Genomic DNA, 25,736 nt, shown 5'->3' on the forward strand with positions numbered 1-25,736 from the left:
TCCCGGGCCTTGTACACACCGCCCGTCACACCATGGGAGTGGGTTGCACCAGAAGTAGCTAGTCTAACCTTCGGGAGGACGGTTACCACGGTGTGATTCATGACTGGGGTGAAGTCGTAACAAGGTAGCCGTAGGGGAACCTGCGGCTGGATCACCTCCTTAATCGACGACATCAGCTGCTCCATAAGTTCCCACACGAATTGCTTGATTCATTGAAGAAGACGAAAGAAGCAGCCCGAAATTGGGTCTGTAGCTCAGTTGGTTAGAGCGCACCCCTGATAAGGGTGAGGTCGGCAGTTCGAATCTGCCCAGACCCACCAATTTTGTGTGGGAAACGCCTGTAGAAATACGGGGCCATAGCTCAGCTGGGAGAGCGCCTGCCTTGCACGCAGGAGGTCAGCGGTTCGATCCCGCTTGGCTCCACCACTACTGCTTCTGAAGTATAAAGCTTAGAAATGAGCATTCCATCGTGGTGATGGTGAATGTTGATTTCTAGTCTTTGACTAGTTCGTTCTTTAAAAATTTGGGTATGTGATAGAAAGATAGACTGAACGTTACTTTCACTGGTAACGGATCAGGCTAAGGTAAAATTTGTGAGTTCTCTTAATTGAGAAATTCGAATTTTCGGCGAATGTCGTCTTCACAGTATAACCAGATTGCTTGGGGTTATATGGTCAAGTGAAGAAGCGCATACGGTGGATGCCTTGGCAGTCAGAGGCGATGAAAGACGTGGTAGCCTGCGAAAAGCTTCGGGGAGTCGGCAAACAGACTTTGATCCGGAGATGTCTGAATGGGGGAACCCAGCCATCATAAGATGGTTATCTTGTACTGAATACATAGGTGCAAGAGGCGAACCAGGGGAACTGAAACATCTAAGTACCCTGAGGAAAAGAAATCAACCGAGATTCCCTTAGTAGTGGCGAGCGAACGGGGACTAGCCCTTAAGTGGCTTTGAGATTAGCGGAACGCTCTGGAAAGTGCGGCCATAGTGGGTGATAGCCCTGTACGCGAAAATCTCTTGGTCATGAAATCGAGTAGGACGGAGCACGAGAAACTTTGTCTGAATATGGGGGGACCATCCTCCAAGGCTAAATACTACTGACTGACCGATAGTGAACTAGTACCGTGAGGGAAAGGCGAAAAGAACCCCGGAGAGGGGAGTGAAATAGATCCTGAAACCGTATGCGTACAAGCAGTGGGAGCAGACTTTGTTCTGTGACTGCGTACCTTTTGTATAATGGGTCAGCGACTTATTTTCAGTGGCGAGCTTAACCGAATAGGGGAGGCGTAGCGAAAGCGAGTCTTAATAGGGCGTCTAGTCGCTGGGAATAGACCCGAAACCGGGCGATCTATCCATGGGCAGGTTGAAGGTTGGGTAACACTAACTGGAGGACCGAACCGACTACCGTTGAAAAGTTAGCGGATGACCTGTGGATCGGAGTGAAAGGCTAATCAAGCTCGGAGATAGCTGGTTCTCCTCGAAAGCTATTTAGGTAGCGCCTCATGTATCACTGTAGGGGGTAGAGCACTGTTTCGGCTAGGGGGTCATCCCGACTTACCAAACCGATGCAAACTCCGAATACCTACAAGTGCCGAGCATGGGAGACACACGGCGGGTGCTAACGTCCGTCGTGAAAAGGGAAACAACCCAGACCGTCAGCTAAGGTCCCAAAGTTATGGTTAAGTGGGAAACGATGTGGGAAGGCTTAGACAGCTAGGAGGTTGGCTTAGAAGCAGCCACCCTTTAAAGAAAGCGTAATAGCTCACTAGTCGAGTCGGCCTGCGCGGAAGATGTAACGGGGCTCAAACCATACACCGAAGCTACGGGTATCACCTTCGGGTGATGCGGTAGAGGAGCGTTCTGTAAGCCTGTGAAGGTGAGTTGAGAAGCTTGCTGGAGGTATCAGAAGTGCGAATGCTGACATGAGTAACGACAATGGGTGTGAAAAACACCCACGCCGAAAGACCAAGGTTTCCTGCGCAACGTTAATCGACGCAGGGTTAGTCGGTCCCTAAGGCGAGGCTGAAAAGCGTAGTCGATGGAAAACAGGTTAATATTCCTGTACTTCTGGTTATTGCGATGGAGGGACGGAGAAGGCTAGGCCAGCTTGGCGTTGGTTGTCCAAGTTTAAGGTGGTAGGCTGGAATCTTAGGTAAATCCGGGATTCTAAGGCCGAGAGCTGATGACGAGTGTTCTTTTAGAACACGAAGTGGTTGATGCCATGCTTCCAAGAAAAGCTTCTAAGCTTCAGGTAACCAGGAACCGTACCCCAAACCGACACAGGTGGTTGGGTAGAGAATACCAAGGCGCTTGAGAGAACTCGGGTGAAGGAACTAGGCAAAATGGCACCGTAACTTCGGGAGAAGGTGCGCCGGTGAGGGTGAAGGACTTGCTCCGTAAGCTCATGCCGGTCGAAGATACCAGGCCGCTGCGACTGTTTATTAAAAACACAGCACTCTGCAAACACGAAAGTGGACGTATAGGGTGTGACGCCTGCCCGGTGCCGGAAGGTTAATTGATGGGGTTAGCTAACGCGAAGCTCTTGATCGAAGCCCCGGTAAACGGCGGCCGTAACTATAACGGTCCTAAGGTAGCGAAATTCCTTGTCGGGTAAGTTCCGACCTGCACGAATGGCGTAACGATGGCGGCGCTGTCTCCACCCGAGACTCAGTGAAATTGAAATCGCTGTGAAGATGCAGTGTATCCGCGGCTAGACGGAAAGACCCCGTGAACCTTTACTATAGCTTTGCACTGGACTTTGAATTTGCTTGTGTAGGATAGGTGGGAGGCTTTGAAGCGTGGACGCCAGTTCGCGTGGAGCCATCCTTGAAATACCACCCTGGCAACTTTGAGGTTCTAACTCAGGTCCGTTATCCGGATCGAGGACAGTGTATGGTGGGTAGTTTGACTGGGGCGGTCTCCTCCTAAAGAGTAACGGAGGAGTACGAAGGTGCGCTCAGACCGGTCGGAAATCGGTCGTAGAGTATAAAGGCAAAAGCGCGCTTGACTGCGAGACAGACACGTCGAGCAGGTACGAAAGTAGGTCTTAGTGATCCGGTGGTTCTGTATGGAAGGGCCATCGCTCAACGGATAAAAGGTACTCCGGGGATAACAGGCTGATACCGCCCAAGAGTTCATATCGACGGCGGTGTTTGGCACCTCGATGTCGGCTCATCACATCCTGGGGCTGAAGCCGGTCCCAAGGGTATGGCTGTTCGCCATTTAAAGTGGTACGCGAGCTGGGTTTAGAACGTCGTGAGACAGTTCGGTCCCTATCTGCCGTGGACGTTTGAGATTTGAGAGGGGCTGCTCCTAGTACGAGAGGACCGGAGTGGACGAACCTCTGGTGTTCCGGTTGTCACGCCAGTGGCATTGCCGGGTAGCTATGTTCGGGAAAGATAACCGCTGAAAGCATCTAAGCGGGAAACTTGCCTCAAGATGAGATCTCACTGGAACCTTGAGTTCCCTGAAGGGCCGTCGAAGACTACGACGTTGATAGGTTGGGTGTGTAAGCGCTGTGAGGCGTTGAGCTAACCAATACTAATTGCCCGTGAGGCTTGACCATATAACACCCAAGCAATTTGCGTCGAAAGGCCAGATTGCGGTGTGTGAAGACGAAACGAACCGAAAGTTCGACTGCACTTAAAAAAGCAGCACAAACACCGAAAGCTGTCACATACCCAATTTGCTGAAGCGAGGCCACAAGGCCACGACTCAGTACCCGAATTTCTTGACGACCATAGAGCGTTGGAACCACCTGATCCCATCCCGAACTCAGCAGTGAAACGATGCATCGCCGATGGTAGTGTGGGGTTTCCCCATGTGAGAGTAGGTCATCGTCAAGATTAAATTCCGAAACCCCAATTGCGAAAGCAGTTGGGGTTTTGTTTTGCCCGCAGGAAAGTTCGTACAGCATTCACAGACGCCGTCCGGCTGCTACAACCTGCCGACAATGCTAAGGTTCTGCCCTAGCTTTTGTACTTTCCCAAGGAAGCCCTTATGCCGGACGCCCAGTCCCTCAACGCTGCATTCATGGTGGTTCAGAGCAACAGCCTGGACGAACTGCGCAGCCTTGTGATCAGCATCATGCGGCGCTATCCATTAGCTCCCCTGGAAAATGAAATTGCCTTGGTGCAGAGCAACGGTATTGCCCAATGGCTCAAATTGGCTCTGGCGGAAGACCCGCAGGACGAGGATCTGGGCGGCTGCGGTATTGCGGCAGCGATTGATGTGCAACTGCCGGGCAGTTTCATGTGGCAGCTTTACCGCATGGTTCTTGGACGAGAAGAGATTCCGGCCAAATCCCTGCTCGATAAGGCACCGTTAACCTGGCGTCTGATGCGCTTGCTACCCCAGGTGATCGATCGTCCGCATTTCGAGCCGTTACAACGCTTCCTCACCAACGACACTGACTTGCGTAAACGCTATCAACTGTCTGAGCGACTGTCGGATCTCTTCGACCAATATCAGGTATATCGCGCCGACTGGCTCGAAGATTGGGCCGAAGGGCGGCATCAACTGCGAAATGTCAGAGGCGAAGTAAAACCGCTGCCACCGACCAGCTGCTGGCAAGCGGAGTTGTGGCGTGCATTGCTCGATGACGTGGGCGAACTGGGAATGGCGCAGAGTCGTGCGGGTGTTCACCAGCGATTCATCGAGCGCATCAACAACCTCACCGAGGCCCCGGTGGGGTTGCCCTCGCGAGTGATCGTCTTCGGGATTTCTTCGTTACCAGCACAAGTGCTTGAGGCGCTGGCCGGGCTCGCGCGTTTCAGTCAGGTTCTGCTGTGTGTGCACAACCCCTGCCGCCATCACTGGGCCGACATCGTCGCCGACAAGGATCTGCTGCGCCATCAATACAAGCGGCAATCGCGCAAAAGCGGAATGCCCGTCGTGCTTGATCCTGAAACACTGCATCAACATGCCCATCCGCTGTTGGCAGCATGGGGCAAGCAAGGCCGGGACTACATCAGCCTGCTCGACAGTTATGATGATCCGAATAGCTATCGAGCGGCTTTTCGCGACGGTCGCATAGACCTGTTCAGCGACACCCAGCCACAGAATCTGCTCAATCAACTCCAGGACGACATCCTGGAGTTGCGCCCGCTCAATGAAACTCGTGAACACTGGCCCGCTGTCGACCTGGCTGATGACGAGTCGATACGCTTTCACATTGCCCACAGTGCTCAACGTGAAGTCGAGATATTGCATGACCAGCTCCTCGCGCGCTTCAGTGCCAACCCGGATCTGCGCCCTCGCGATGTGATCGTGATGGTGCCGGATGTCGACAGCTACGCGCCGCATATCCGCGCGGTGTTTGGTCAGCTTGATCGCCACGATCCGCGATTCATACCCTTCACATTGGCCGATCAGGGGCAGCGCGGCCGCGATCCACTGCTGATCGCAGTCGAACACCTGCTCAAGCTTCCCGACAGTCGTTTCCCGGTCAGTGAAATCCTCGACCTGCTCGACGTTCCCGCACTTCGCGCGCGCTTTGGTGTGGAGGAGCGTGACCTGCCAACACTGCACCGCTGGATCGAAGGTGCTGGCGTGCGTTGGGGCATGAACGCCGAGCAGCGAGCGGGTCTGGGTTTACCCGACGAGCTTGAACAAAACAGTTGGCATTTCGGTCTGCGCCGGATGCTCCTGGGCTACGCCGTCGGCAGCGCCAACGCGTGTGAAGGGATTGAACCCTACGATGAGATCGGCGGACTCGACGCCGCCCTCATCGGGCCGCTGGTGGCTTTGCTCGATGCTCTGGAGCTCGCCCATCAGCAGCTCACCCAACCGGCTCAGCCCAAGGAGTGGGGATACCGGTTGCAGGCGCTGATGCAACTGTTCTTCAAGGCTAGTAACGAGCATGACGACTACTTGTTGACCCAACTCGAAGAGCTTCGCGAAACCTGGCTGGAAACGTGTGAGGCTGTAGGTCTGGCGGATGAGCTACCACTGACCGTGGTTCGCGAAGCCTGGCTCGCCGGGCTGGATCAGGGGCGTTTGTCTCAGCGCTTCCTGGCCGGTGCCGTGAATTTTTGTACGCTGATGCCCATGCGCGCCATTCCATTCAAACTGGTCTGCCTGCTGGGAATGAATGACGGCGATTATCCCCGCGCACAGCCTCCGCTGGACTTCGACCTCATGGGCAGCGACTACCGTCCGGGAGATCGTTCGCGGCGTGAAGATGACCGCTATCTTTTGCTCGAAGCACTTTTGTCAGCGCGCAATCAGCTGTACATCAGTTGGGTCGGCCGCAGCATTCGCGACAACAGTGAGCGACCGGCTTCCGTGTTGATCGGCCAGTTGCGCGATCACCTCGCCAGCGGTTGGCGATTGCTCGATGAAAACCGCGATCTGCTTAGTGCCATGACGCAAGAGCACCCGCTGCAACCATTCAGTGCGCGCTATTTTCATGAAGGCGATCAACTCTTCAGCTATGCCAGCGAATGGCAGGTTCTGCATCAACAGCATGAGCCTCAAAACGAAGCGCAGGTGCTGACGCCTTATGTACAAGATGAGCCCCTGAGCCTGGCGTTGTTGCAGGACTTTTTGCGCAATCCGGTCCGGCACTTTTTTACCCAACGTCTCAAAGTGTATTTCGAAGCGGCCGAAGCCCCCCTGGCCGATGAAGAGCCCTTCGTGCTGGACGCATTGCAGCGTTACACACTCAGCGACAGCCTGCTCGAAGCCGCTCTCAGGCAGCCGGACAATGTCGATCAGGCTTTGACTGCCCAGGCTCGACGTCTGCAGAACAGCGGTCTGCTGCCAATGGCAGGGTTTGGCGAGTGCCTGCAACGAGAGTTGATCGAACCTTTGCCGGATTTGCTACAACGTTATCGCCAACTGCTGACACTCTGGCCGACTCCACTGAACAGTGCGATCCCGATCAATCTAGAGTTGCAGGGTTTGCGTCTTGAAGGCTGGCTCGCCGGTTTGCATCAGCGCGCCGACAGTGGCCTGTTGTCGGTCACGACCATCCCCAACAGCATTGGCTCGATCAAAAGCCGAAAATGGCATCGCCTGACCAAACCCTGGGTCAATCATCTGGTGGCCTGCGCCAGCGGACTTTCCCTGAGCACCGCATTGGTGGCCAGTGATGACACGCTGCTGCTTGAGCCGATGGAGCAGGATCGAGCGGTACGTTTCCTCGGCGACTTGCTCCTCGCCTGGCAGGCCGGGATGCGACAGCCACTGCCGATCGCTGTAAAAACTGCCTTCGCGTGGCTCTCTCAGAGCGACCCGTTGAAGGCCGAAGCGGCAGCGCGTAAAGCCTATGAAGGTGACGGGCAAACCAGCGAAGGTGAGCGCCGCGAGAGCCCGGCATTGTCCCGGCAATACGCCGACTTCGATGCATTGCTGGAGGACGAAACATTTTCCGGTTGGTGCGACGCGTTGTATCGCCCGCTGTTTGAAGCGCCTTGGCGTTCGCTATCCACTGAAGGGGCTCGCGCATGAGTACCAAGACACCCCTCGCACTGGCATTTCCGCTACAGGGCAGCCAGTTGATCGAAGCTAGTGCCGGTACCGGTAAAACCTTCACGATTTCTGCGCTCTACCTGCGGCTTATCCTCGGGCATGGTGACGAGGCGAGCGGATTCGGCCGCGAATTGCTGCCTCCACAGATTCTCGTCGTGACCTTCACCGATGCCGCGACCAAGGAATTACGCGAACGCATACGCACGCGTCTGGCGGAGGCCGCTCGATTTTTCCGCGACGAAACGCCTGCGCCCGACGGATTGATTGCCGAATTGCGTGATCAGTTCGACTCTCAGCAGTGGCCCGGGTGCGCCAACCGCCTCGATGTCGCCGCGCAGTGGATGGACGAGGCCGCCGTTTCGACCATCCACAGTTGGTGTCAGCGCATGCTCCGTGAGCATGCGTTCGACAGCGGCAGTTTGTTTACCCAATCCCTGGAAACCGATCACAGCGACTTGCTTGGCGAGGTGTTGCGTGATTACTGGCGGCTGTTCTGTTACCCGATGCAAGGCGATGCCTTGAATTGGGTTCGCAGCAACTGGGGCGGACCTGCGGCATTGATGCCACGCATACGCGGCTTGTTCGCCAGTGAACGCGACAGCAACGAAGGCAAGGCGCCTGCGGAGCTGATCGAAGAATGCCTGCAAGAACGCCGGGCGGCGTTGATCGAACTGAAAATGCCCTGGCGCCAGTGGGCAGACGAATTGCTCGCCATTTGTCATCAGGGCGTTGCGAGCAAAACCGTCGACGGGCGCAAGATGCAGGCGCGTTACTTCGAACCCTGGTTTGAAAAGCTCAAGGCATGGGCCGAAGACGAGTCCCTGGAGCAACTGGATATCGGCACCGGTTTCACCCGACTGACCCCCGACGGCATGGCCGAAGCGTGGAAAGGTCAGGCCCCGAACCACCCGGGTCTGGATGCCATGCCGAAACTCAAGTCGAGCCTCGATGCATTGCCCACTCCTGATGCCGCTGTGCTGCAACATGCCGCCAAATGGGTAGGCGCACGCTTTGAAGAAGAGAAGCGCCGTCGTGCCGAGATGGGCTTCGACGACATGCTTTTGCGTCTGGATGCCGCGCTGCAATCCGATGGTGGCGAACGTCTCGCGACATTGATCCGCGAGCAGTTCCCGGTCGCACTGATCGATGAGTTTCAGGACACCGACCCGGTGCAGTACCGAATCTTCGAAAGCATCTATCGTATCGAAGACAATAGTCCAGACACGGGCCTGTTTCTGATCGGTGATCCGAAGCAGGCGATCTACGCTTTTCGCGGTGCAGACATCTACACCTACCTGCGCGCACGTCAGGCCACCACTGGTCGGCTGCATACGCTGGGCACCAACTTTCGCTCCAGCCACGGCATGGTCAACGCGGTCAATCATGTATTCGCACGCGCCGAGTCCCGAGAGCTGGGTCGCGGTGCGTTTTTGTTCCGCGAGAAAAACGGCGACAACCCGGTACCATTTCTTCCTGTTGAATCTCAAGGTCGCAAAGAGCAGCTGCAAGTTGCCGGGCAAGCTATCGCGGCGTTGAATGTCTGGCACTTGTCCAGCGACCAGCCACTGTCCGGCGTGGTCTATCGCCAGCAATTGGCAGCCGCGTGCGCCAGCGAAATCACCGCGCTACTCAATGGCGGGCAAAGCGCTAAAGCGGGGTTCGTGCAGGACGGCAAAGACTTCAGAGGTCTGAGGCCGTCCGACATCGCTATTCTCGTGCGCGACGGCAAAGAGGCGCAGGCCGTGCGCGGTGAACTTGCTGTCCGTGGCGTGCGCAGCGTTTACCTGTCGGACAAGGACTCGGTATTTGCGGCGCAAGAGGCCCACGACCTGTTGTCCTGGCTCAAGGCCTGCGCCGAGCCGGATGTCGAGCGCTCCCTGAAAGCCGCATTGGCCTGTATCACCCTGAACCTGCCATTGGCCGAGCTGGAACGTCTGAACCAGGACGAACTGGTGTGGGAAGCCCGGGTCATGCAATTTCGTGGCTATCGCGAGCTATGGCGCAAACAAGGTGTACTGCCGATGTTGCGCCGCCTCCTGCATGACTTCCATCTGCCGCAAACCTTGATGACACGCAGCGATGGCGAGCGCGTACTGACCAACCTTTTGCATCTGTCGGAATTGATGCAACAAGCGGCTGCGGAACTGGACGGTGAACAAGCGCTGATTCGGCATCTCGGCGAACTGCTGGCAGTGTCCGGTCAGGCTGGCGAAGAGCAGATTCTGCGCCTGGAAAGTGACGAGCAACTGGTCAAGGTCGTGACTATCCACAAGTCAAAGGGACTGGAATATCCATTGGTGTTCCTGCCGTTCATTTGCTCGGCAAAACCCGTTGATGGCAGTCGTCTGCCACTGCATTATCACGACGCCGAGGGCAAGGCTCAGATAAGCCTCAAGCCGACCGCCGAGCTGATTGCGCAAGCGGACGACGAACGCCTGGCCGAAGACTTGCGCTTGCTCTACGTTGCCCTGACGCGCGCGCAGCATGCCTGCTGGTTGGGCGTGACGGATCTCAAAAGAGGCAATAACAACAGCTCGGTGCTGCATCTTTCGGCGCTGGGTTATCTGCTTGGTGGCGGCGTATCGCTGGGCGAGTCCAGCGAATTGAAGCGCTGGTTGCAAGACCTGCAACAAGACTGCCCGGCCATCCACATCAGTGAAATGCCACAACCCACCGACGAGCATTACCAGCCGCCACGCAATGACGCCGTGCTGAGTGCGACGCTGTTGCCCAAGCGCAAGGCCAGCGAAAACTGGTGGATCGCCTCCTACAGCGCATTGCGCATCAGCGACGTATTGAGTGTCGGCAGCGATGAAGCGCCGGACAGCCCGCAGGCACAAAAGCTGTTTGACGACGAACGCCTCGACCCGGACGCGCCGAGAGAAATCATAGCCGGCGGCGCCGATATCCACCGCTTTCCACGTGGCCCCAATCCGGGAACGTTTCTTCACGGTTTGCTGGAATGGGCCGGTGACGACGGCTTCGCCGTTTCTCGCGAAGCGCTGGAAGATGCGATTGCCCGGCGCTGCAACCTGCGGGGCTGGGAAGGCTGGATCATCACCCTCAGTGACTGGCTGCAACATCTGCTCAAATCACCATTGCCGGTTGCAGGCGGGCAACCGCCCGTTGTTCTTGAACAGCTGAAGCAGTATCGAGTCGAGATGGAGTTCTGGTTCGCCAGCCATAAAGTCGATGTACTCAAACTCGACGAACTGGTGCGGCAGCACACTCACAGGGGCGTGGCCCGTGTGGCGGCAGAACCGGTGCAGCTCAACGGCATGTTCAAAGGCTTCATCGACCTGACCTTTGAGCACGACGGCCGTTATTACGTGGCTGACTACAAGTCCAACTGGCTTGGCGTGGATGAGCTGGCTTACACCGAACAAGCCATGGAACAGTCGATTCTCGACAACCGCTATGACCTGCAATACGTGCTGTACCTGTTGGCGTTGCATCGCCAGCTCAAGGCACGGCTGCCTGATTACGATTACGACCGGCATGTCGGCGGCGCGTTATATCTGTTCCTGCGCGGCACCCGTGCTGACAGTCGCGGCGTGTATTTTGCTCGTCCGCCCCGTCAGCTGATCGAACGTCTCGACCGAATGTTTCAAGGAAAACCCGAACCCAAGTCCGAACCCGCGTGGGAACAGGGAGTCCTGCTATGAGCCGCACCTTTGCCGATCTGCTCCCCACGCCGCTGGCAGCCGACAGTCTGTCGAGGCTATCGCCCCTGACCAGCGCCGATGACCTGTTGATATTGCTGACCCGTTGGGTCGAGCGTGGCTGGCTGCGTGCGCTGGACAAAGCGTTTGTCGCGTTTCTTCACGAACTTGAGCGCGATACGGATCCGCTGGTGCTGCTCGCGGCTGCCCTGACCAGCCATCAACTTGGTCACGGTCATGTCTGTCTCGATCTGTATGAAACCCTGAAAGCTCCCGACTTCGCTCTGTCGTTGCCCCCCGAAGGTGACGTGCAAGGGGGGGTGTTGTTGCTGCCTTCGCAATTGCTTGAAGCGCTCGAGGGGGCGCACTGGTGCAAGGTTCTTGCGGGCAGCTCATTGGTCGCACTGGCGGCGGATACCCGCGATATCGCACAGCAACGCCCGCTGGTGTTGGCCGGTAAACGTCTGTATCTGCGACGCTACTGGGCCTACGAACGGCGCATCGATTCGGCGTTGCGTCAGCGTCTGCAGCAAGTAGAGCCAACGCCGGACGATCTGCCGCAGCGACTGGATGGACTGTTCGGGTCAGCCAAGGCTGGCGAGGTGATCGACTGGCAGAAACTCGCCTGCGCTCTCGCCACTCGCGGCGCCTTCAGCATCGTTACCGGCGGGCCGGGGACCGGTAAAACCACCACGGTGGTGCGTTTGCTGGCGTTGCTTCAAGCCCCCGCAGTCGCGACCGGTCATCCGCTGCGGATTCGTCTGGCGGCGCCGACAGGCAAGGCTGCGGCGCGGTTGACCGAGTCCATCAGCCAACAAGTGCAGTCACTGGAAGTCAGCGAAGAGGTGCGGGCGAAAATTCCTTGCGACGTCACCACCGTGCATCGTCTGTTGGGCAGTCGTCCCGGCACCCGACACTTCCGACACCATTCCGGTAACCGCCTGCCACTGGATGTGCTGGTGGTCGACGAAGCCTCGATGATCGACCTGGAAATGATGGCCAATCTGCTCGATGCGTTGCCACCCCATGCGCGACTGGTGTTGCTCGGTGACAAGGATCAACTGGCTTCTGTTGAGGCCGGCGCAGTGCTAGGCGATTTGTGCCGGGATGCCGAGGGTGGCTGGTACAACCCGCAGACCCGACAGTGGCTGGAGTCGGTCAGCGGTGAGTCCCTGAAGGACAGTGGCTTGCATGAGGACGTCGAGGGTGCTCACCCGCTGGCCCAGCAAGTGGTGATGCTCCGCTACTCGCGGCGTTTCGGCGAGGGTAGCGGGATCGGCCAGCTCGCGCGGCGAGTCAATCAGCAGTTGCCGGCTGAAGCACGTCAGTTACTCTCAGCCGGGCACTACGACGATGTGTATTCGCTGCCGCTCAAGGGTGAGCACGATCAGAAACTGGAGCGACTGTTGCTGGAGGGGCATGGCGACGGCCCACAAGGCTATCGCCATTATCTGAGCGTGCTGCGTGATCAGCGTCCATCGTCGGGTAGGCCGCTCGAACATCCGGACTGGATCATTTGGGCCCGCGAAGTCTTGCAGGCGTTCGACACGTTCCAGTTGCTGTGTGCAGTGCGCAAAGGGCCATGGGGCGTTGAAGGTCTGAATCTACGCATCACCGCCGCGCTGCTGAAGGCACGTCTGATCGAAAGCGATCAGCAATGGTACGAAGGCCGGCCAGTGCTGATGACGCGCAATGACTACGGTCTGGGCCTGATGAACGGTGATATCGGTATAGCCCTCAAACTGCCCGAGCGCGAAGGACCCGACGCCGGCAAACCCGTGTTGCGCGTGGCCTTCCCGCGCAACGACGGTCAGGGCGGCGTGCGCTTTGTATTGCCGAGCCGCCTCAACGACGTCGAAACCGTCTACGCGATGACGGTGCACAAATCCCAAGGCTCGGAGTTTGCCCATACGGCGCTGATTCTGCCCGATGCCTTGAATCCGGTGCTGACCAAAGAATTGATCTACACCGGTATCACCCGGGCCAAGCATTGGTTCACCTTGATCGAATCCCGAGCGGGCGTGTTTGAAGAAGCGGTGCAGCGCAAGGTCAAGCGCCTGAGCGGGTTGATGCTGGAACTGGAGGAGGGGACCCTGCCTGTGAGGTGAAAATCCCGACGATTGACGGCGTTTACTGACCGACCGGTCAGAGGTCGCTGTCTCGCTGGCGTTTCAGCGCTGTGCTATCGTTGCGGCATCATTTCGCTACGATCCAAGAGAATCCCTGCATGAAGGTGTCTGTCTGGGCGACAGGGCGCGTAGTTGTCTGCAAGCACGCGTTGCTTGTCGGTCTGCTCTGGTTGTTGACGGGCGCGGCTGTCGCGCAGCCACAAGCGCCGACAGGTATGGCCGAACAACGGGCCAAATCTGTCACTCAGGTTGTTCTTGGCATTCTCAGCTACGCGCGCTGGCCGGTGGAGCCTGCGCAGTTGCGCCTGTGCATCGTCGGCCCGACCGAGTACACCGATGATCTGGTCAAAGGCACCACGCAAGCCACTGGCCGACCGGTTACCGTACGTCGCTTGTTGGCCGACAATCCGGCGATCGTCAGCGAATGTGATGCGGTGTACATCGGCAAACTCACCGCCGATGAACGCACTCGCTTGTTCGCTTCGCTGATCGGTCATCCGGTACTGAGCATCAGCGAAGGTGGCGATCAATGCACGGTCGGCAGCCTGTTCTGTCTGCGCGTTGGCGATGAGCAAGTGTCCTTCGAGGTCAATCTCGATTCCGTTGCCCGCAGCGGCGTGCGCATTCACCCCAGCGTGCTGCAATTGTCGCGTCGCAAACCGGCGGCGCCATGAACCTGTTCAGATCGAATAGCCGCCCAACGCTGGGCTCGGTCATTGGCCGAGGCCATTTGACGGTCGCGCTGGTGGGCGTGGCGATGGCCAGCGTTTCGCTGACGTTGCTCGGCGTACTGGCTTTACGGGTGTACGCCGATCACAACCTGCACTTGATCGCCCGTTCGATCAGCTACACCGTGGAAGCCGCGGTGGTGTTCAACGACAAGGCGGCCGCCAACGAATCGCTGGCGCTGATTGCTTCCACCGAAGAGGTCGCTGACGCCCAGGTGCTGGACAGTCAGGGACAACTGCTCGCGCATTGGCAACGCCCGGAAAACGGTTTGTTCTCTGAGATGGAAATGCAGATCACCCGCGCCATCCTGGAAAAACCCATCAGCCTGCCGATCGAGCATCAGGATCGTGAAATCGGTCGTGTGCTGCTCACCGGCCATGGTGGCAGCCTGATGCGCTTTCTGCTCAGCGGTCTGGCGGGGATCATCCTCTGTACCGCGATCAGCGCCTGGGTGGCGCTCTACCTGGCGCGTCGCCAGTTACGCGCGATCACCGGTCCTCTGCGCAGTCTGGCCAATGTGGCCCACGCCGCCCGCAGCGAACGAGCGCTGGATCGCCGCGTGCCGCCAGCGCAGATCGCCGAACTCGACAACCTCGGCAATGACTTCAACGCCTTGCTCGATGAACTGGAGTCGTGGCAAACCCATCTGCAAAACGAAAACGAAACCCTCGCTCACCAGGCGAGCCACGACAGCCTGACCGGTCTGCCGAACCGCGCCTTTTTTGAAGGGCGCTTGATCCGCGCGTTGCGCAATGCCGGCAAACACAATGAACGCGTTGCCGTGTTGTTTCTCGACAGCGACCGCTTCAAGGGGATCAACGACAACTTCGGTCACGCTGCGGGTGATGCTGTGCTGGTCGCCGTGGCCAATCGCATCCGCGCGCAACTGCGCGAAGAGGATCTGGTGGCGCGGCTGGGCGGTGACGAGTTCGCCGTGCTGCTCACGCCGCTGCACAAGGTCGAAGACGCCGAGCGCATTGCCGACAAGATCCTCGCCAGCATGGACATGCCCATCGCGCTGCCGGGCGACACCAGTGTCGTGACCTCGCTCAGTATCGGCATCGCGGTTTATCCCGATCATGGTGCCACGCCGGGCGCCTTGCTCGATGCTGCCGATGCGGCGATGTATCAAGCCAAGCGCCTGTCGCGCGGCGCCCAATTCACGGCCGGGGCGGAGCTCCCGGTCGATTCCGTTCAAACCAGGAGCTGACTCTCGTGTTCCCACTGTCCATTCGATCTTTTTACGCTGTGCTGTTGATCGCCGTACTGGCCCTGACCGGTTGCCAGACTGCGCCACAAAAAGGCCTGACGCCTGCGCAAGTCGCGGTGCTGAAACAACAGGGCTTTGAACTGACCGACGAGGGCTGGGAGTTTGGCCTGTCTGGCAAGGTGCTGTTTGGCAGCGACGTCGAAAGCCTGAACCCGCAAAGCACCGAGATCGTCGAGCGCATCGGTAAGGCCCTGCTGAGTGTCGGTATCGAGCGCGTGCGGGTCGATGGCCACACCGACGCGTCGGGCAAGGAAACCTACAACCAGCAACTGTCCCTGCGCCGTGCGAAAAGTGTCGCCAACGTGCTGGGCACGGTCGGCATGAAGCAAGAAAACATCCAGCTGCAGGGCCTGGGCAGCAAAGAGCCGGTAGCCTCCAACGATACGGCGGCCGGTCGCACGGAAAACCGCCGGGTGTCGATTGTGGTCAGCGCCGACTAGTCGGCGAACTGCATGTCGCCGGTCTGCCCCATCAGCAGCGCCTGATTGCGTTCGGTCACCTCACGGATGTAATCCCATAACAGGGTGATCCGCTTGAGCTTGCGCAGGTCTTCGCGGCAGTACATCCAGAACTGCCGGGTGATGTCGATGTCCTCCGGCAACACCGGCAGCAGGCGCGGATCCTGCGCGGCGAGGAAGCACGGCAGAATCGCCAGTGAGCGCCCTTGCTGCGCCGCGACGAACTGCGCGATCACGCTGGTGCTGCGCAAGTTGGCGCTGGCGCCCGGCAATACGTTCGCCAGGTACAGCAGCTCCGAGCTGAACGCCAGGTCATCCACATAACTGATGAATTGATGCTTGCTCAAGTCTGCCGGGCGGCGGATCGGTGGGTGTTTGTCGAGATATTCCTGAGTCGCATAGAGCTGCAAACGGTAGTCGCAGAGTTTGCAGCACACGTACGGCCCGTGCTCCGGGCGCTCCAGTGCAATGACGATGTCGGCCTCGCGCTTGGACAGGCTGATGAAGTGGGGCAGCGGCAGTATGTCCACCGAGATCGCCGGGTAAGCGTCGACGAAATGGCTCAGCTGCGGGGTGATGAAAAAACTGCCGAAACCTTCCGTGCAGCCCATGCGCACATGCCCGGACAGCGCCACGCCGGAGCCGGAGACTTGCTCGCAGGCCATGTGCAAGGTGCTTTCGATCGACTCGGCATAACCGAGCAAACGCTGGCCTTCGGTGGTCAGGACGAAGCCGCTGGTCCGCGACTTCTCGAACAGCAAAGTGCCCAATGCCGCTTCCAGCGAACTGATCCGCCGCGACACCGTGGTGTAGTCGACAGCCAGCCGTTTGGCGGCAGTACTGGCCTTGCGGGTGCGGGCGACTTCGAGGAAAAACTTGAGGTCGTCCCAGTTCAGCGAGCCTAGAGAGGTGATGTTTTTTTGCATGATGGACGGGCTTATATGTGCGTTCTTATTAGAAGTTTGCACATCTATACTCCAAAAACAGTCCGACAACCAATTCGTGACACACGCCTCATCTCAAGGCGAACCTTTCGCCTTGGCTCCTACGATAAAAACAAGTTTCGGAGACCAGCATGAACGCATCGCTTACGCCCAACGAAACCACGGTCCAGAAGGTCAAGCTGCTGATCAATGGCGAATGGGTCGAGTCGCAGACCACCGAATGGCACGACATCGTCAACCCGGCGACCCAGCAAGTGCTGGCCAAAGTGCCGTTTGCCACCGCCGCTGAAGTCGACGCCGCCGTCAGCGCCGCCCAGCGCGCCTTCCAGACCTGGAAACTGACCCCGATCGGCGCACGCATGCGCATCATGCTCAAGCTGCAAGCGCTGATCCGCGAGCATTCCAAACGCATTGCGGTAGTGCTGAGCGCCGAGCAAGGCAAAACCATTGCCGACGCCGAAGGCGATATTTTCCGTGGCCTGGAAGTGGTCGAGCACGCCTGCTCCATCGGCACGCTGCAAATGGGCGAGTTCGCCGAAAACGTCGCGGGTGGCGTTGATACTTACACCCTGCGTCAGCCGATCGGCGTGTGCGCTGGCATCACGCCGTTCAACTTCCCGGCGATGATTCCGCTGTGGATGTTCCCGATGGCCATCGCCTGCGGCAACACCTTCGTCTTGAAACCTTCGGAACAGGATCCGCTGTCGACCATGTTGCTGGTCGAGCTGGCAATTGAGGCTGGCGTTCCGGCCGGTGTGTTGAACGTTGTTCACGGCGGTAAAGACGTGGTCGATGGCCTGTGCACGCACAAGGACATCAAAGCGGTGTCCTTCGTCGGTTCGACCGCTGTCGGCACCCACGTTTACGACTTGGCCGGCAAACACGGCAAGCGCGTGCAATCGATGATGGGCGCGAAGAACCACGCTGTGGTGCTGGCCGATGCCAATCGCGAACAAGCGCTGAATGCGCTGGTCGGTGCCGGTTTCGGTGCGGCCGGGCAACGTTGCATGGCCACTTCGGTGGTAGTGCTGGTCGGCGCGGCGAAACAATGGCTGCCGGATCTGAAAGCGCTGGCGCAGAAACTCACCGTCAACGCCGGCAGCGAGCCGGGCACTGACGTCGGCCCGGTGATCTCGAAAAAAGCCAAAGCACGAATTCTCGATCTGATCGAAAGCGGCATCAAGGAAGGCGCCAAGCTGGAACTGGACGGTCGCGACATCAAGGTCCCGGGCTACGAGCAAGGCAACTTTGTCGGCCCGACCCTGTTCTCTGGCGTGACCACCGACATGCAGATCTACACCCAGGAAATCTTCGGCCCGGTGCTGGTGGTACTGGAAGTCGACACCCTCGATCAGGCGATTGCGCTGGTCAACGCCAACCCGTTCGGCAATGGCACCGGCCTGTTCACCCAGAGCGGTGCGGCGGCGCGTAAATTCCAGACTGAAATCGACGTCGGCCAGGTCGGCATCAATATCCCGATTCCAGTGCCGGTGCCATTCTTCAGCTTCACCGGTTCGCGCGGTTCGAAACTCGGCGACCTCGGCCCGTACGGCAAGCAAGTGGTGCAGTTCTACACGCAGACCAAAACGGTCACCGCGCGCTGGTTCGATGACGACAGCGTCAACGACGGCGTGAACACCACCATCAACCTGCGCTGAGGAACTGCCATGAAAATCGCATTTATCGGTCTGGGCAACATGGGCGCGCCGATGGCGCGCAACCTGATCAAGGCTGGCCACTCGCTGAATCTGGTCGATCTGAACAAAGCCGTGCTGGCGGAACTGGAACAACTGGGCGGCAGCATTCGCGCTTCGGCCCGTGAAGCAGCCGAAGACGCCGAACTGGTCATCACCATGCTGCCGGCGGCGGTGCATGTGCGCAGTGTCTGGCTCGGTGAGGACGGTGTGCTGGCTGGCATTCGCCAAGGTGTGCCAGCGGTGGATTGCAGCACCATCGATCCGCAGACAGCGCGCGATGTGGCAGCGGCGGCGGCCAAACAAGGCGTGGCCATGGCGGATGCTCCGGTGTCTGGCGGTACAGGCGGTGCAACTGCCGGTACGTTGACCTTCATGGTCGGCGCCACCCCGGAACTGTTCGCCACGCTGCAACCGGTGCTGGCGCAGATGGGCCGCAACATCGTGCATTGCGGTGAGGTCGGCACCGGGCAGATCGCCAAGATCTGCAACAACCTGCTGCTGGCGATCTCGATGGTCGGCGTCAGTGAGGCGATGGCGCTGGGTGATGCGCTGGGGATCGACACCTCGGTACTGGCCGGGATCATCAACAGTTCGACCGGGCGTTGCTGGAGTTCGGAGATGTACAACCCGTGGCCGGGAATTGTTGAAACCGCGCCGGCGTCCCGTGGTTATACCGGCGGGTTTGGCGCGGAACTGATGCTCAAGGATCTGGGGCTGGCGACGGAAGCGGCGCGTCAGGCGCATCAACCGGTGGTGCTCGGCGCGGTGGCGCAGCAGCTGTATCAGGCAATGAGTCAGCGTGGTGACGGCGGGAAGGATTTCTCGGCGATCATCAACAGCTATCGCAAGCCTGCAATTGAAGGGCAGCGCTGAACAAACTGTGGGAGCGAGCCTGCTCGCGATGACGGCGGTCGCTTCAACGAGGAAGTGACTGACCGTGCGCTTTCGCGAGCAGACTCGCTCCCACAGGGGATTTTTGGGTATCCGATATTGTTTGCCGGGAAATCACGTCGGGTGATTTTCCGGCTTTTTTGCATCAGGCAAACACGAAATATTTGCGCACGGTCTCGACCACTTCCCACGTGCCTTTCATGCCCGGTTCAACCACGAAGATATCGCCAGCACGCAGGTGAATCGGCGCCATGCCGTCCGGGGTGATCACGCAGTAGCCTTCCTGGAAATGGCAGTACTCCCACTTCACGTATTCAACGCGCCACTTACCCGGCGTGCAGATCCACGTGCCCATGATCTTGCTGCCGTCTTCGCTGGTGTAGGCGTTGAGGTTGACGGTGTGCGGGTCGCCTTCGAGTTTTTCCCATTTGCAGGCGTCGAGTACCGGCACCGGGTGGGTGTCGCGCAGAACGGTAATAGGGGCGGTCGCGGTCATGAGGACTCCGGGCTGTTGGCTATGAACTGAACTCGCACCCTATAGCGCTGCGCGCATGGACAGATGTCTGTGCTCGACATCCGGTTATCCATAAACGCTGCCGCTGTTCTACTGACAGGTGAGTAAACCCTCCGGCAAATTCATTTAACGGCAGTACTGATCTGGAACAACAGTTATGAAGTTATAACTATTTTACTTGTCCGGATTTTGTTTTTTGTACGTCTGTGCTGCTACGGCTTAGTTGCTCACGATATGCCGTCTTCTAGAGCGCGCGGACGCTCCACCATACCCCGTCTTTGTTAAGTAAATATGTCGTTCGACGGTGACGTTCCGCACCAATCAGGTGCGGCGATTGCGGGGTTTTTCAGACTTTTTCCAAGTTGTAAAAAAACCTTGAATAGTTCGTTGACTCTCCCCTTAAGGGCAGAGTTTAGATTTCCGCCGCGTGAGAAGTTGCTGTGGGAAAAGTTACTTTTCATAAGTCGAATTCATGAAGTAGTCACGACATATAGGGAGATAGAAATGAACAATCCATTGGACTTGGAACATGTCATTGCCAGCACTCGCGAGATCCTGGCACAGCTGTTGGTGATGGGCGCGGATGAGATCGATGAGGACAGCAGCATCGTCGAGGATCTGGGTGCCGATTCGCTGGACATCGTCGACTTGAGCTTCCAGTTGGGCCGACAGTATGGCTGCACACTGCCGAAAACCAGCGTGCTGGATCATGCGGTGGCTGTTTGCGGCGACGCCGGCGAGTTCCTCGTCAACGGTCGCATCACGGAAAGCGGCAAAGCTCTGCTTGAGCAAAGCCTGAGTGCCTACACCCCGGATCAGTTGAAGGCCGGTATGCAACCGGCTCAGGTTTTTGCCGCCACCACCGTACGCAACTGGGCCAATCAGTGCCGCAACCTGTTCAACTATCTGCCGGCCACCTGCCCGGATTGCAACGCCCATCAGGCGGTTCTGAACGAGCGCCAACAAGTGGTCTGCGGCGCCTGCAGTGCGCGCCTTGTGCCGGCCGATGGTGATGAAGTGTCCCGTCAATTGGTTGAGCAGTTTGTGACCACTCACGCCAAAGAAGCGGTGTAGGAGTTCTCATGCGGGCACGAGAAGTCTATGTGAGCGGGTTCGGCCTGGTGGCGCCCATGGCGCTGGACGCTGCCACGTTGTTCGAGCGGATTTGCCGGAAGCAATCCTGTGTCCGCGAACATCCCCGGTTCAAGGCGCTGGGATTTCACAACAGCGCTGCCGGGTTTATCGATGACGCGCAGTGGCAGCAGATCGGTGCCGGTTTCGGCGGTAACGCGGCGCTGCACCCGCGACAAAGTGTGCTGGCGGAGTACGTCGCCCGGCAGGCGTTGGAGCATGCCAGCCTGACACCGGCAGATTTTGCCCACAGTCGCAGCGGTCTGTTTCTGGGCGCCAACAAGTACTGTGCCGACAGCCACGACCTGCATCGTGTCAGCCGTTGCATGAATGAGGCGGGGCGCGTCGACCTCGACCGTCTGTTGGATCATCCGCCATCGCCCGGCGCGATCTTCAACAAACGAGTCGATCAACAAACACAACACCTGGCCGATCGGCTTGGTATCCGCGATCACATCTCGACCCATTCCGATGCCTGTGCCGCGGGCACCATGGCCATCGGCAGTGCTTACCGGGCCATCGAGCGCGGTGAGATCGATCTGGCCATTTGTGGTGCCGTCGAGTTGATGGCCAACGAATTGCCCTACTACATGTTCAACAGTCTCGGCGCGCTCTGTCAGGCCGACTTGCCGGCGAGCGAACAAAGCCGCCCGTTCATGCCTGACCGCAGTGGTTTTGTGCTCAGCGAGGGGGCGGCCATGGTCGTTCTCGAATCCGCTGAACACGCCCAACGACGCAAGGCTGCGCCACTGGGCCGGGTGCTCGGTTACGCGAATGTCTGCGAGGCGCAGAAAATGACCTCCAGCAGCCGGGATGGCAGCAAATACGAGGAATGCATGGAAGCTGCAATCGAAGATGCGGGGCTGCTGCGCAGTGCCGTGCAACACGTCAACACCCACGGCACCTCCACCCAGGCCAATGACAGTTGTGAAGCGCTGGCCTTGCAGCGGTTGTTTGGCGGCTGCCAGGACTTCATGACCTTCACCGCCAACAAATCAGCCGTCGGCCATTCATTGGCCGGCAGCGGTGCAATCGAAGCCGTGCTGTCGCTGATGAGCCTGCGTGACGGTGTGCTGTTACCTACCTTGAATTACGACCCTGAACGTGCCGAATACCCATCGCTGAAGTTTCTGAGCGAGCCGCTTCGCCAGTCGATCAACGTGGTGATGTCCAACTCGTTCGGTTTCGGCGGTATCAACAGTTCGCTGGTTCTGGGAAGGGCATGACATGAACAGAGCCATCTATCTGCACGCCGCTGCTGTCCTGAATACGGCTGGCAGCGAATGTGCCGACTTGCTCGGCACACCGCGTTCTGCACAGCCACTGGCCTTTGATACGCGACGTCTGGCCTTTGCATTGCCGACGCCGCGTCTGGCGAGCGATTTGTTCGATCGCAAGATCCAGCGCAGCGTCGAGCCGCAGGGTTTGCGTCTACTGCATTGCGCAGCACGGCTGGCACCATCGCTGGCGGCGCTGCAATTGCCCGCCTCGCGCGTTGCGCTGACCGCGGCCATTCCCGAAGTCGACGCACCGAGCCCTTGTTGGGACGCGGTGCAGGCGATCATCGAACAGCCACACAAACAACTCGGCCAATTGTTGGCCAACACGCCGCCCTTGCATGCGCTGACCCTGCTCAACAGCAGCGTAATGGCGTATGTGGCCGAAGCGCTCGATTGCCACGGGCCCATGGGGGGCTTCTGTTCCCAGGACAACGCCGGGCTGGATGCGCTGATCGAAGCCAGCCAGCAGATTGGCGAGCGGCATGCCGACGCCGCGCTGGTGGTCAGCAGCAGTCCGAACCTGACACCGGCCCTGTACCTGCGCGAGCCGGATCAGGCGAACGAGCCGGTTTTCGGTGAGGGCGCCGCGGCGCTGTTGCTGGCGTCAACACCACCCGCGGATACGACACACGTCTTGCGCGTAGCCGGGTTCGCTCGGGGTTACAGCGCGGATCCGCAACGTTCTTTAGCCGTAGGCCAGCGCGTGATCGACCAAGCCTTGAGTCTGGAGAAACTGCGCGTGGGCGACGTCGAACAGGTGGTCGGCAATTGCGCTGACGGGCAGTTGATGAAGTTGCTCGAAGCCTTCCCGCGCGAGATTCGCAGTACCCGCGCCATGACCGGTGAACTGGGCGCCAGCGGCTTGCTGACTGAAGTAGCCCTGACCTTGCACCTCAGTCATGAGACGACAGCGACGCCAGGCTACACGCTGCTTGTCAGCCACACTCGCGCCGGTCACTGGGGCGCGTTGCTGTTGAGCAGTGAAACCATGGAGAAGCACGCATGAGTGCGACACGGATTGTGATCACCGGCATGGGCGCCGTCACCGGTTTCGGTTTCGAATGGCAGACCCTCTGGGAAAAAATGCTCGGCGCCGAACATTGTGTGCGGCCATGGCAGCCGGACGACCTGCAAGAGGCCTCGTTCGCGGTGCGTTATGCAGCGCCCGTCGACATGAGCCTGTTGCCGGAAAAACTGCACAGCCACGCGGCCTGGACCCTGCCACTGGAGAAACGCAGCCGCTTTGGCTGGGTGGCCGCCACGCAAGCCGTCAACGACAGTGGCCTGCAACCGGAGCAATTGCGCGGCGCAGCGGTTCTGTGTGCCTCTGGCGCGCCGCAACACATGCTCGCCGACATGCTCCTGACCGCCGCCCCGGATGGCGCTGCCCCGGGCTGGCAGCACTTGATGCCGCGTGCCGGGCAAGTAAATGCCGATGGCTCGCTGCGTCAGAGCAACGACCGTCTGGCGCGAGTAATCGCCGACGATCTGCGCTGCGAAGGCCCCGTGATCAATATCAGCAGTGCCTGTGCGGGTGCCTCCCAAGCGATCGGTAATGCCTTTCAGATGATCCGTCGTGGCGAAGTCAGCGTAGCGCTGGCCGGCGGGGCCGACTCGGTGCTCAATCTCGACACCATGGCTGCGCTGTACCTGCTCGGCGCCGCTTCGGGAGAGCAACGCTGGGGCGCCGACCTGTGTCGGCCGTTCGATCGTGACCGCAGCGGGCTGATCGCCGGCGAAGGCGGCGGTTTTGTCGTCCTCGAAAGCCTGGAACACGCCTTGGCGCGGGGCGCCACACCCTATGCCGAAGTGCTGGGTTTCGGCAGCAGCCTGGACGCTTATAAAGTCACCGCACCACAACCCGAAGGACGCGGCGCGGCGCTGGCGATGCAGGCCGCACTCGACGACGCCGGGCTGCGCCCGCAGCAGATCGATCTGATCAACGCCCACGGCACCTCGACGCCGCTCAACGACGTGGCCGAAACCCTCGCGATCAAAAGTGTGTTTGCCGAGCACAAGCACTATCAAGCCTTGGCTGTCAGCGCCAACAAATCGCAGTTCGGTCACCTGATCGCGGCGGCCGGCGCACCCGAATGCATCGTCACCGCATTGGCCTGCCTGAACGATCTGGTCACGCCCACGGTGAACCTGCACGACGCCGACGAACAGTGTGATCTGGATTATTGCGCCGGTCAGGCCGTCAGTCGTCGCGTGGATTACGCACTGAGCAATTCTTTCGGTTTTGGCGGCCTCAACACCTCGCTGGCCCTTGGCAAATATCGGGAGCACGGACAATGAGCAATGCCTCTGCACGTATCGCCATCACCGGCAGCGGCTGTGTGTTGCCCACCGGCTGGGGTGTCGAGCGTTTCTGGTCGGCAGCCCGCGAAGGTCGCAGCGCGATCTCGGCCTTGCAGTCGCCGCTTTTCCACAGTGAGCGTGTCGTCGCGTTCGGTCACGTCGCTGACGACGATCATCAACGCAGTCGCCAGGACGTTGCACAAAACCTCCAGCGTTATTGTCCGCCGGCAGTGATCTGGGGCGTCAGCGCCGTGCGTCAGGCACTGGCCGAGGCAGGGCTTGAGCCGGGCCGCGACGACGTACGTTTTGGTCTCTATTGCTGCCAGGGCGGTTACACCCATCCGTCGCTCGCTTCTTACGGCGAACTGTTGCATGAGTGTCAGACCGAGACCGGTGCCGACATGCAGCGTCTGGCCAAACGCGTATTGCAGGAGCGCGCGCTCGACCCGTTTCTGGTCCTCAAAAGCCTCAGCAACGGTTTGCTCGGGGTGGTCAGTCTGGCGTTGAAACTGGAGTGCGAAAGCAACGCTTACATGCAAGGCGTCGCCGGCAATCTGGCGGCGCTACGCGAGGCCTGCGCCGCGCTGCAAAGCGGTCGAGTGGATGCGGCCATTGTGGTCGGCGCCGGCAGTGAACTTGATCCGCTGGCGCTGGCTGCACTGGCCGAGGCTGGCGTGATCAGCACCGACGCTTCGCCAAGTCTGCGCGCCTTTGATTGCCGCGGCCGTGGTGGTATTGCCGGCGAAGGCGCGGCAGCGTTGGTACTGCGCCGCGCCGATGATCTGCCGGCCGGGCCGCAAACCTGTCTGACCGCTCTGTTCGCACACCCGCGTCTGGATTCGCTGAACCTGCCGGACAAGCAGGTGGATCTGCTGGTCAGCAGCGCCACTGGCGATCCGCACAAGGATGCCGATCTGGCTCGCACCCTGGCACGAACCGGCGCTACACACATCACCAGCAGCACAGCACTGACCGGCATGCTCAGCGGTGCGCCCAGCCTGGTTGATCTGATCCTCGCCAGGCAGGCGTTGCAGGCGCAAAGCATTCCGCCGGTCAGTGGTCTGGAACAACCTGTGGATGCGCACCTGCCGTTCGTGATCGGCGGGCCGCGCGATGCCGTGCTGCACGATTGCCTGGTCATCAACCGCGACGACAACGGCTTCAGTGCCGGCTACCAACTCGAATTTCACGCGGCTGACTGACCGTCCGCACGCAACGAAACGCAGCTGATTTTTTACTCAAGGGATAGAACTGTC

Annotated in this window: 15 protein-coding genes, 2 tRNA genes and 3 rRNA genes (1 of these 20 only partly in view); 18 read left to right on the plus strand and 2 right to left on the minus strand. The window is 59.2% G+C overall.

Annotation, left to right across the window (positions count from 1 at the left end; translation table 11 throughout):
* The 11 genes from AB4N44_RS20915 to AB4N44_RS20965 form a co-directional block, all read left to right on the plus strand.
* Window positions 1-162: ribosomal RNA gene (locus AB4N44_RS20915) — 16S ribosomal RNA — on the plus strand; it begins 1,375 nt to the left of the window's first position.
* A gap of 81 nt (window positions 163-243) precedes the next feature.
* Window positions 244-320: transfer RNA gene (locus tag AB4N44_RS20920), tRNA-Ile, on the plus strand.
* A gap of 30 nt (window positions 321-350) precedes the next feature.
* A tRNA-Ala gene (locus tag AB4N44_RS20925) sits at window positions 351-426 on the plus strand.
* A gap of 246 nt (window positions 427-672) precedes the next feature.
* Window positions 673-3,566 (plus strand): 23S ribosomal RNA (locus AB4N44_RS20930).
* 164 nt (window positions 3,567-3,730) lie between these two features.
* Window positions 3,731-3,846, plus strand: a 5S ribosomal RNA gene (rrf, locus tag AB4N44_RS20935).
* The 16S, 23S and 5S rRNA genes sit together here with 2 tRNA genes alongside, the layout of an rRNA operon.
* A gap of 154 nt (window positions 3,847-4,000) precedes the next feature.
* A complete protein-coding gene (recC, locus tag AB4N44_RS20940; protein ID WP_460107701.1) occupies window positions 4,001-7,453 on the plus strand; it encodes an exodeoxyribonuclease V subunit gamma in 3,453 nt (1,150 codons plus the stop codon).
* Window positions 7,450-11,139, plus strand: a complete 3,690-nt coding sequence (recB, locus tag AB4N44_RS20945) for an exodeoxyribonuclease V subunit beta (RefSeq protein WP_460107698.1) — start codon at window positions 7,450-7,452, stop codon at window positions 11,137-11,139. The genes recC and recB overlap by 4 nt, the downstream gene beginning before the upstream one ends.
* Window positions 11,136-13,244 carry an exodeoxyribonuclease V subunit alpha gene (recD, locus tag AB4N44_RS20950; protein WP_127925733.1) on the plus strand — a complete coding sequence of 703 codons (2,109 nt, stop codon included), beginning with the start codon at window positions 11,136-11,138 and terminating at the stop codon, window positions 13,242-13,244. The genes recB and recD overlap by 4 nt, the downstream gene beginning before the upstream one ends.
* 119 nt (window positions 13,245-13,363) lie before the next feature.
* Complete coding sequence (locus tag AB4N44_RS20955; RefSeq protein WP_127925734.1) at window positions 13,364-13,939, plus strand: YfiR family protein; 576 nt, start codon at window positions 13,364-13,366, stop codon at window positions 13,937-13,939.
* Window positions 13,936-15,204 carry a diguanylate cyclase domain-containing protein gene (locus AB4N44_RS20960; RefSeq protein WP_460107695.1) on the plus strand — a complete coding sequence of 423 codons (1,269 nt, stop codon included), beginning with the start codon at window positions 13,936-13,938 and terminating at the stop codon, window positions 15,202-15,204. The genes AB4N44_RS20955 and AB4N44_RS20960 overlap by 4 nt, the downstream gene beginning before the upstream one ends.
* A 5-nt stretch (window positions 15,205-15,209) precedes the next feature.
* Entirely contained in the window at window positions 15,210-15,704 is a 495-nt protein-coding gene (locus AB4N44_RS20965) for an OmpA family protein (protein WP_160038199.1), read from the plus strand.
* Here AB4N44_RS20965 and AB4N44_RS20970 read toward each other — a convergent pair.
* Window positions 15,701-16,648 carry a LysR family transcriptional regulator gene (locus AB4N44_RS20970; protein WP_127930351.1) on the minus strand — a complete coding sequence of 316 codons (948 nt, stop codon included), beginning with the start codon at window positions 16,646-16,648 and terminating at the stop codon, window positions 15,701-15,703. The two genes, AB4N44_RS20965 and AB4N44_RS20970, sit on opposite strands and share 4 nt — an antisense overlap.
* A 149-nt stretch (window positions 16,649-16,797) precedes the next feature.
* Between AB4N44_RS20970 and AB4N44_RS20975 the strand changes: the two genes are divergently transcribed.
* Together AB4N44_RS20975 and mmsB are read left to right on the plus strand one after the other, a co-directional pair.
* Window positions 16,798-18,324 (plus strand): CoA-acylating methylmalonate-semialdehyde dehydrogenase, encoded by a 1,527-nt coding sequence (locus AB4N44_RS20975; RefSeq protein ID WP_127925737.1) that lies wholly within the window; start codon window positions 16,798-16,800, stop codon window positions 18,322-18,324.
* A 9-nt stretch (window positions 18,325-18,333) separates the two neighbouring features.
* Window positions 18,334-19,236 carry a 3-hydroxyisobutyrate dehydrogenase gene (gene mmsB / locus AB4N44_RS20980; RefSeq protein ID WP_127925738.1) on the plus strand — a complete coding sequence of 301 codons (903 nt, stop codon included), beginning with the start codon at window positions 18,334-18,336 and terminating at the stop codon, window positions 19,234-19,236.
* Between the two features lie 163 nt (window positions 19,237-19,399).
* On the opposite strand, the gene AB4N44_RS20985 is transcribed toward mmsB, so the two are convergent.
* Window positions 19,400-19,750, minus strand: a complete 351-nt coding sequence (locus AB4N44_RS20985) for a cupin domain-containing protein (protein WP_127925739.1) — start codon at window positions 19,748-19,750, stop codon at window positions 19,400-19,402.
* Window positions 19,751-20,272: 522 nt separating this feature from the next.
* Here AB4N44_RS20985 and AB4N44_RS20990 point away from each other — a divergent pair.
* The 5 genes from AB4N44_RS20990 to AB4N44_RS21010 are packed head-to-tail and all read left to right on the plus strand — an operon-like array spanning window position 20,273 to window position 25,682.
* Window positions 20,273-20,842 carry an acyl carrier protein gene (locus tag AB4N44_RS20990; RefSeq protein ID WP_150749637.1) on the plus strand — a complete coding sequence of 190 codons (570 nt, stop codon included), beginning with the start codon at window positions 20,273-20,275 and terminating at the stop codon, window positions 20,840-20,842.
* 8 nt (window positions 20,843-20,850) lie between these two features.
* Complete coding sequence (locus AB4N44_RS20995) at window positions 20,851-22,125, plus strand: beta-ketoacyl-[acyl-carrier-protein] synthase family protein (RefSeq protein WP_150749636.1); 1,275 nt, start codon at window positions 20,851-20,853, stop codon at window positions 22,123-22,125.
* Window position 22,126: 1 nt separating this feature from the next.
* Complete coding sequence (locus AB4N44_RS21000; RefSeq protein ID WP_127925742.1) at window positions 22,127-23,185, plus strand: beta-ketoacyl-[acyl-carrier-protein] synthase family protein; 1,059 nt, start codon at window positions 22,127-22,129, stop codon at window positions 23,183-23,185.
* Entirely contained in the window at window positions 23,182-24,477 is a 1,296-nt protein-coding gene (locus AB4N44_RS21005; RefSeq protein WP_460107689.1) for a beta-ketoacyl-[acyl-carrier-protein] synthase family protein, read from the plus strand. Before AB4N44_RS21000 ends, AB4N44_RS21005 begins: the two co-directional genes overlap by 4 nt.
* Window positions 24,474-25,682: a beta-ketoacyl synthase N-terminal-like domain-containing protein gene (locus tag AB4N44_RS21010; RefSeq protein ID WP_460107687.1), complete on the plus strand. Its 1,209-nt coding sequence runs from the start codon at window positions 24,474-24,476 to the stop codon at window positions 25,680-25,682. The genes AB4N44_RS21005 and AB4N44_RS21010 overlap by 4 nt, the downstream gene beginning before the upstream one ends.
* The last annotated feature ends 54 nt before the right edge of the window (window positions 25,683-25,736 follow it).

This window comes from Pseudomonas sp. S3_C06, assembly GCF_054667675.1.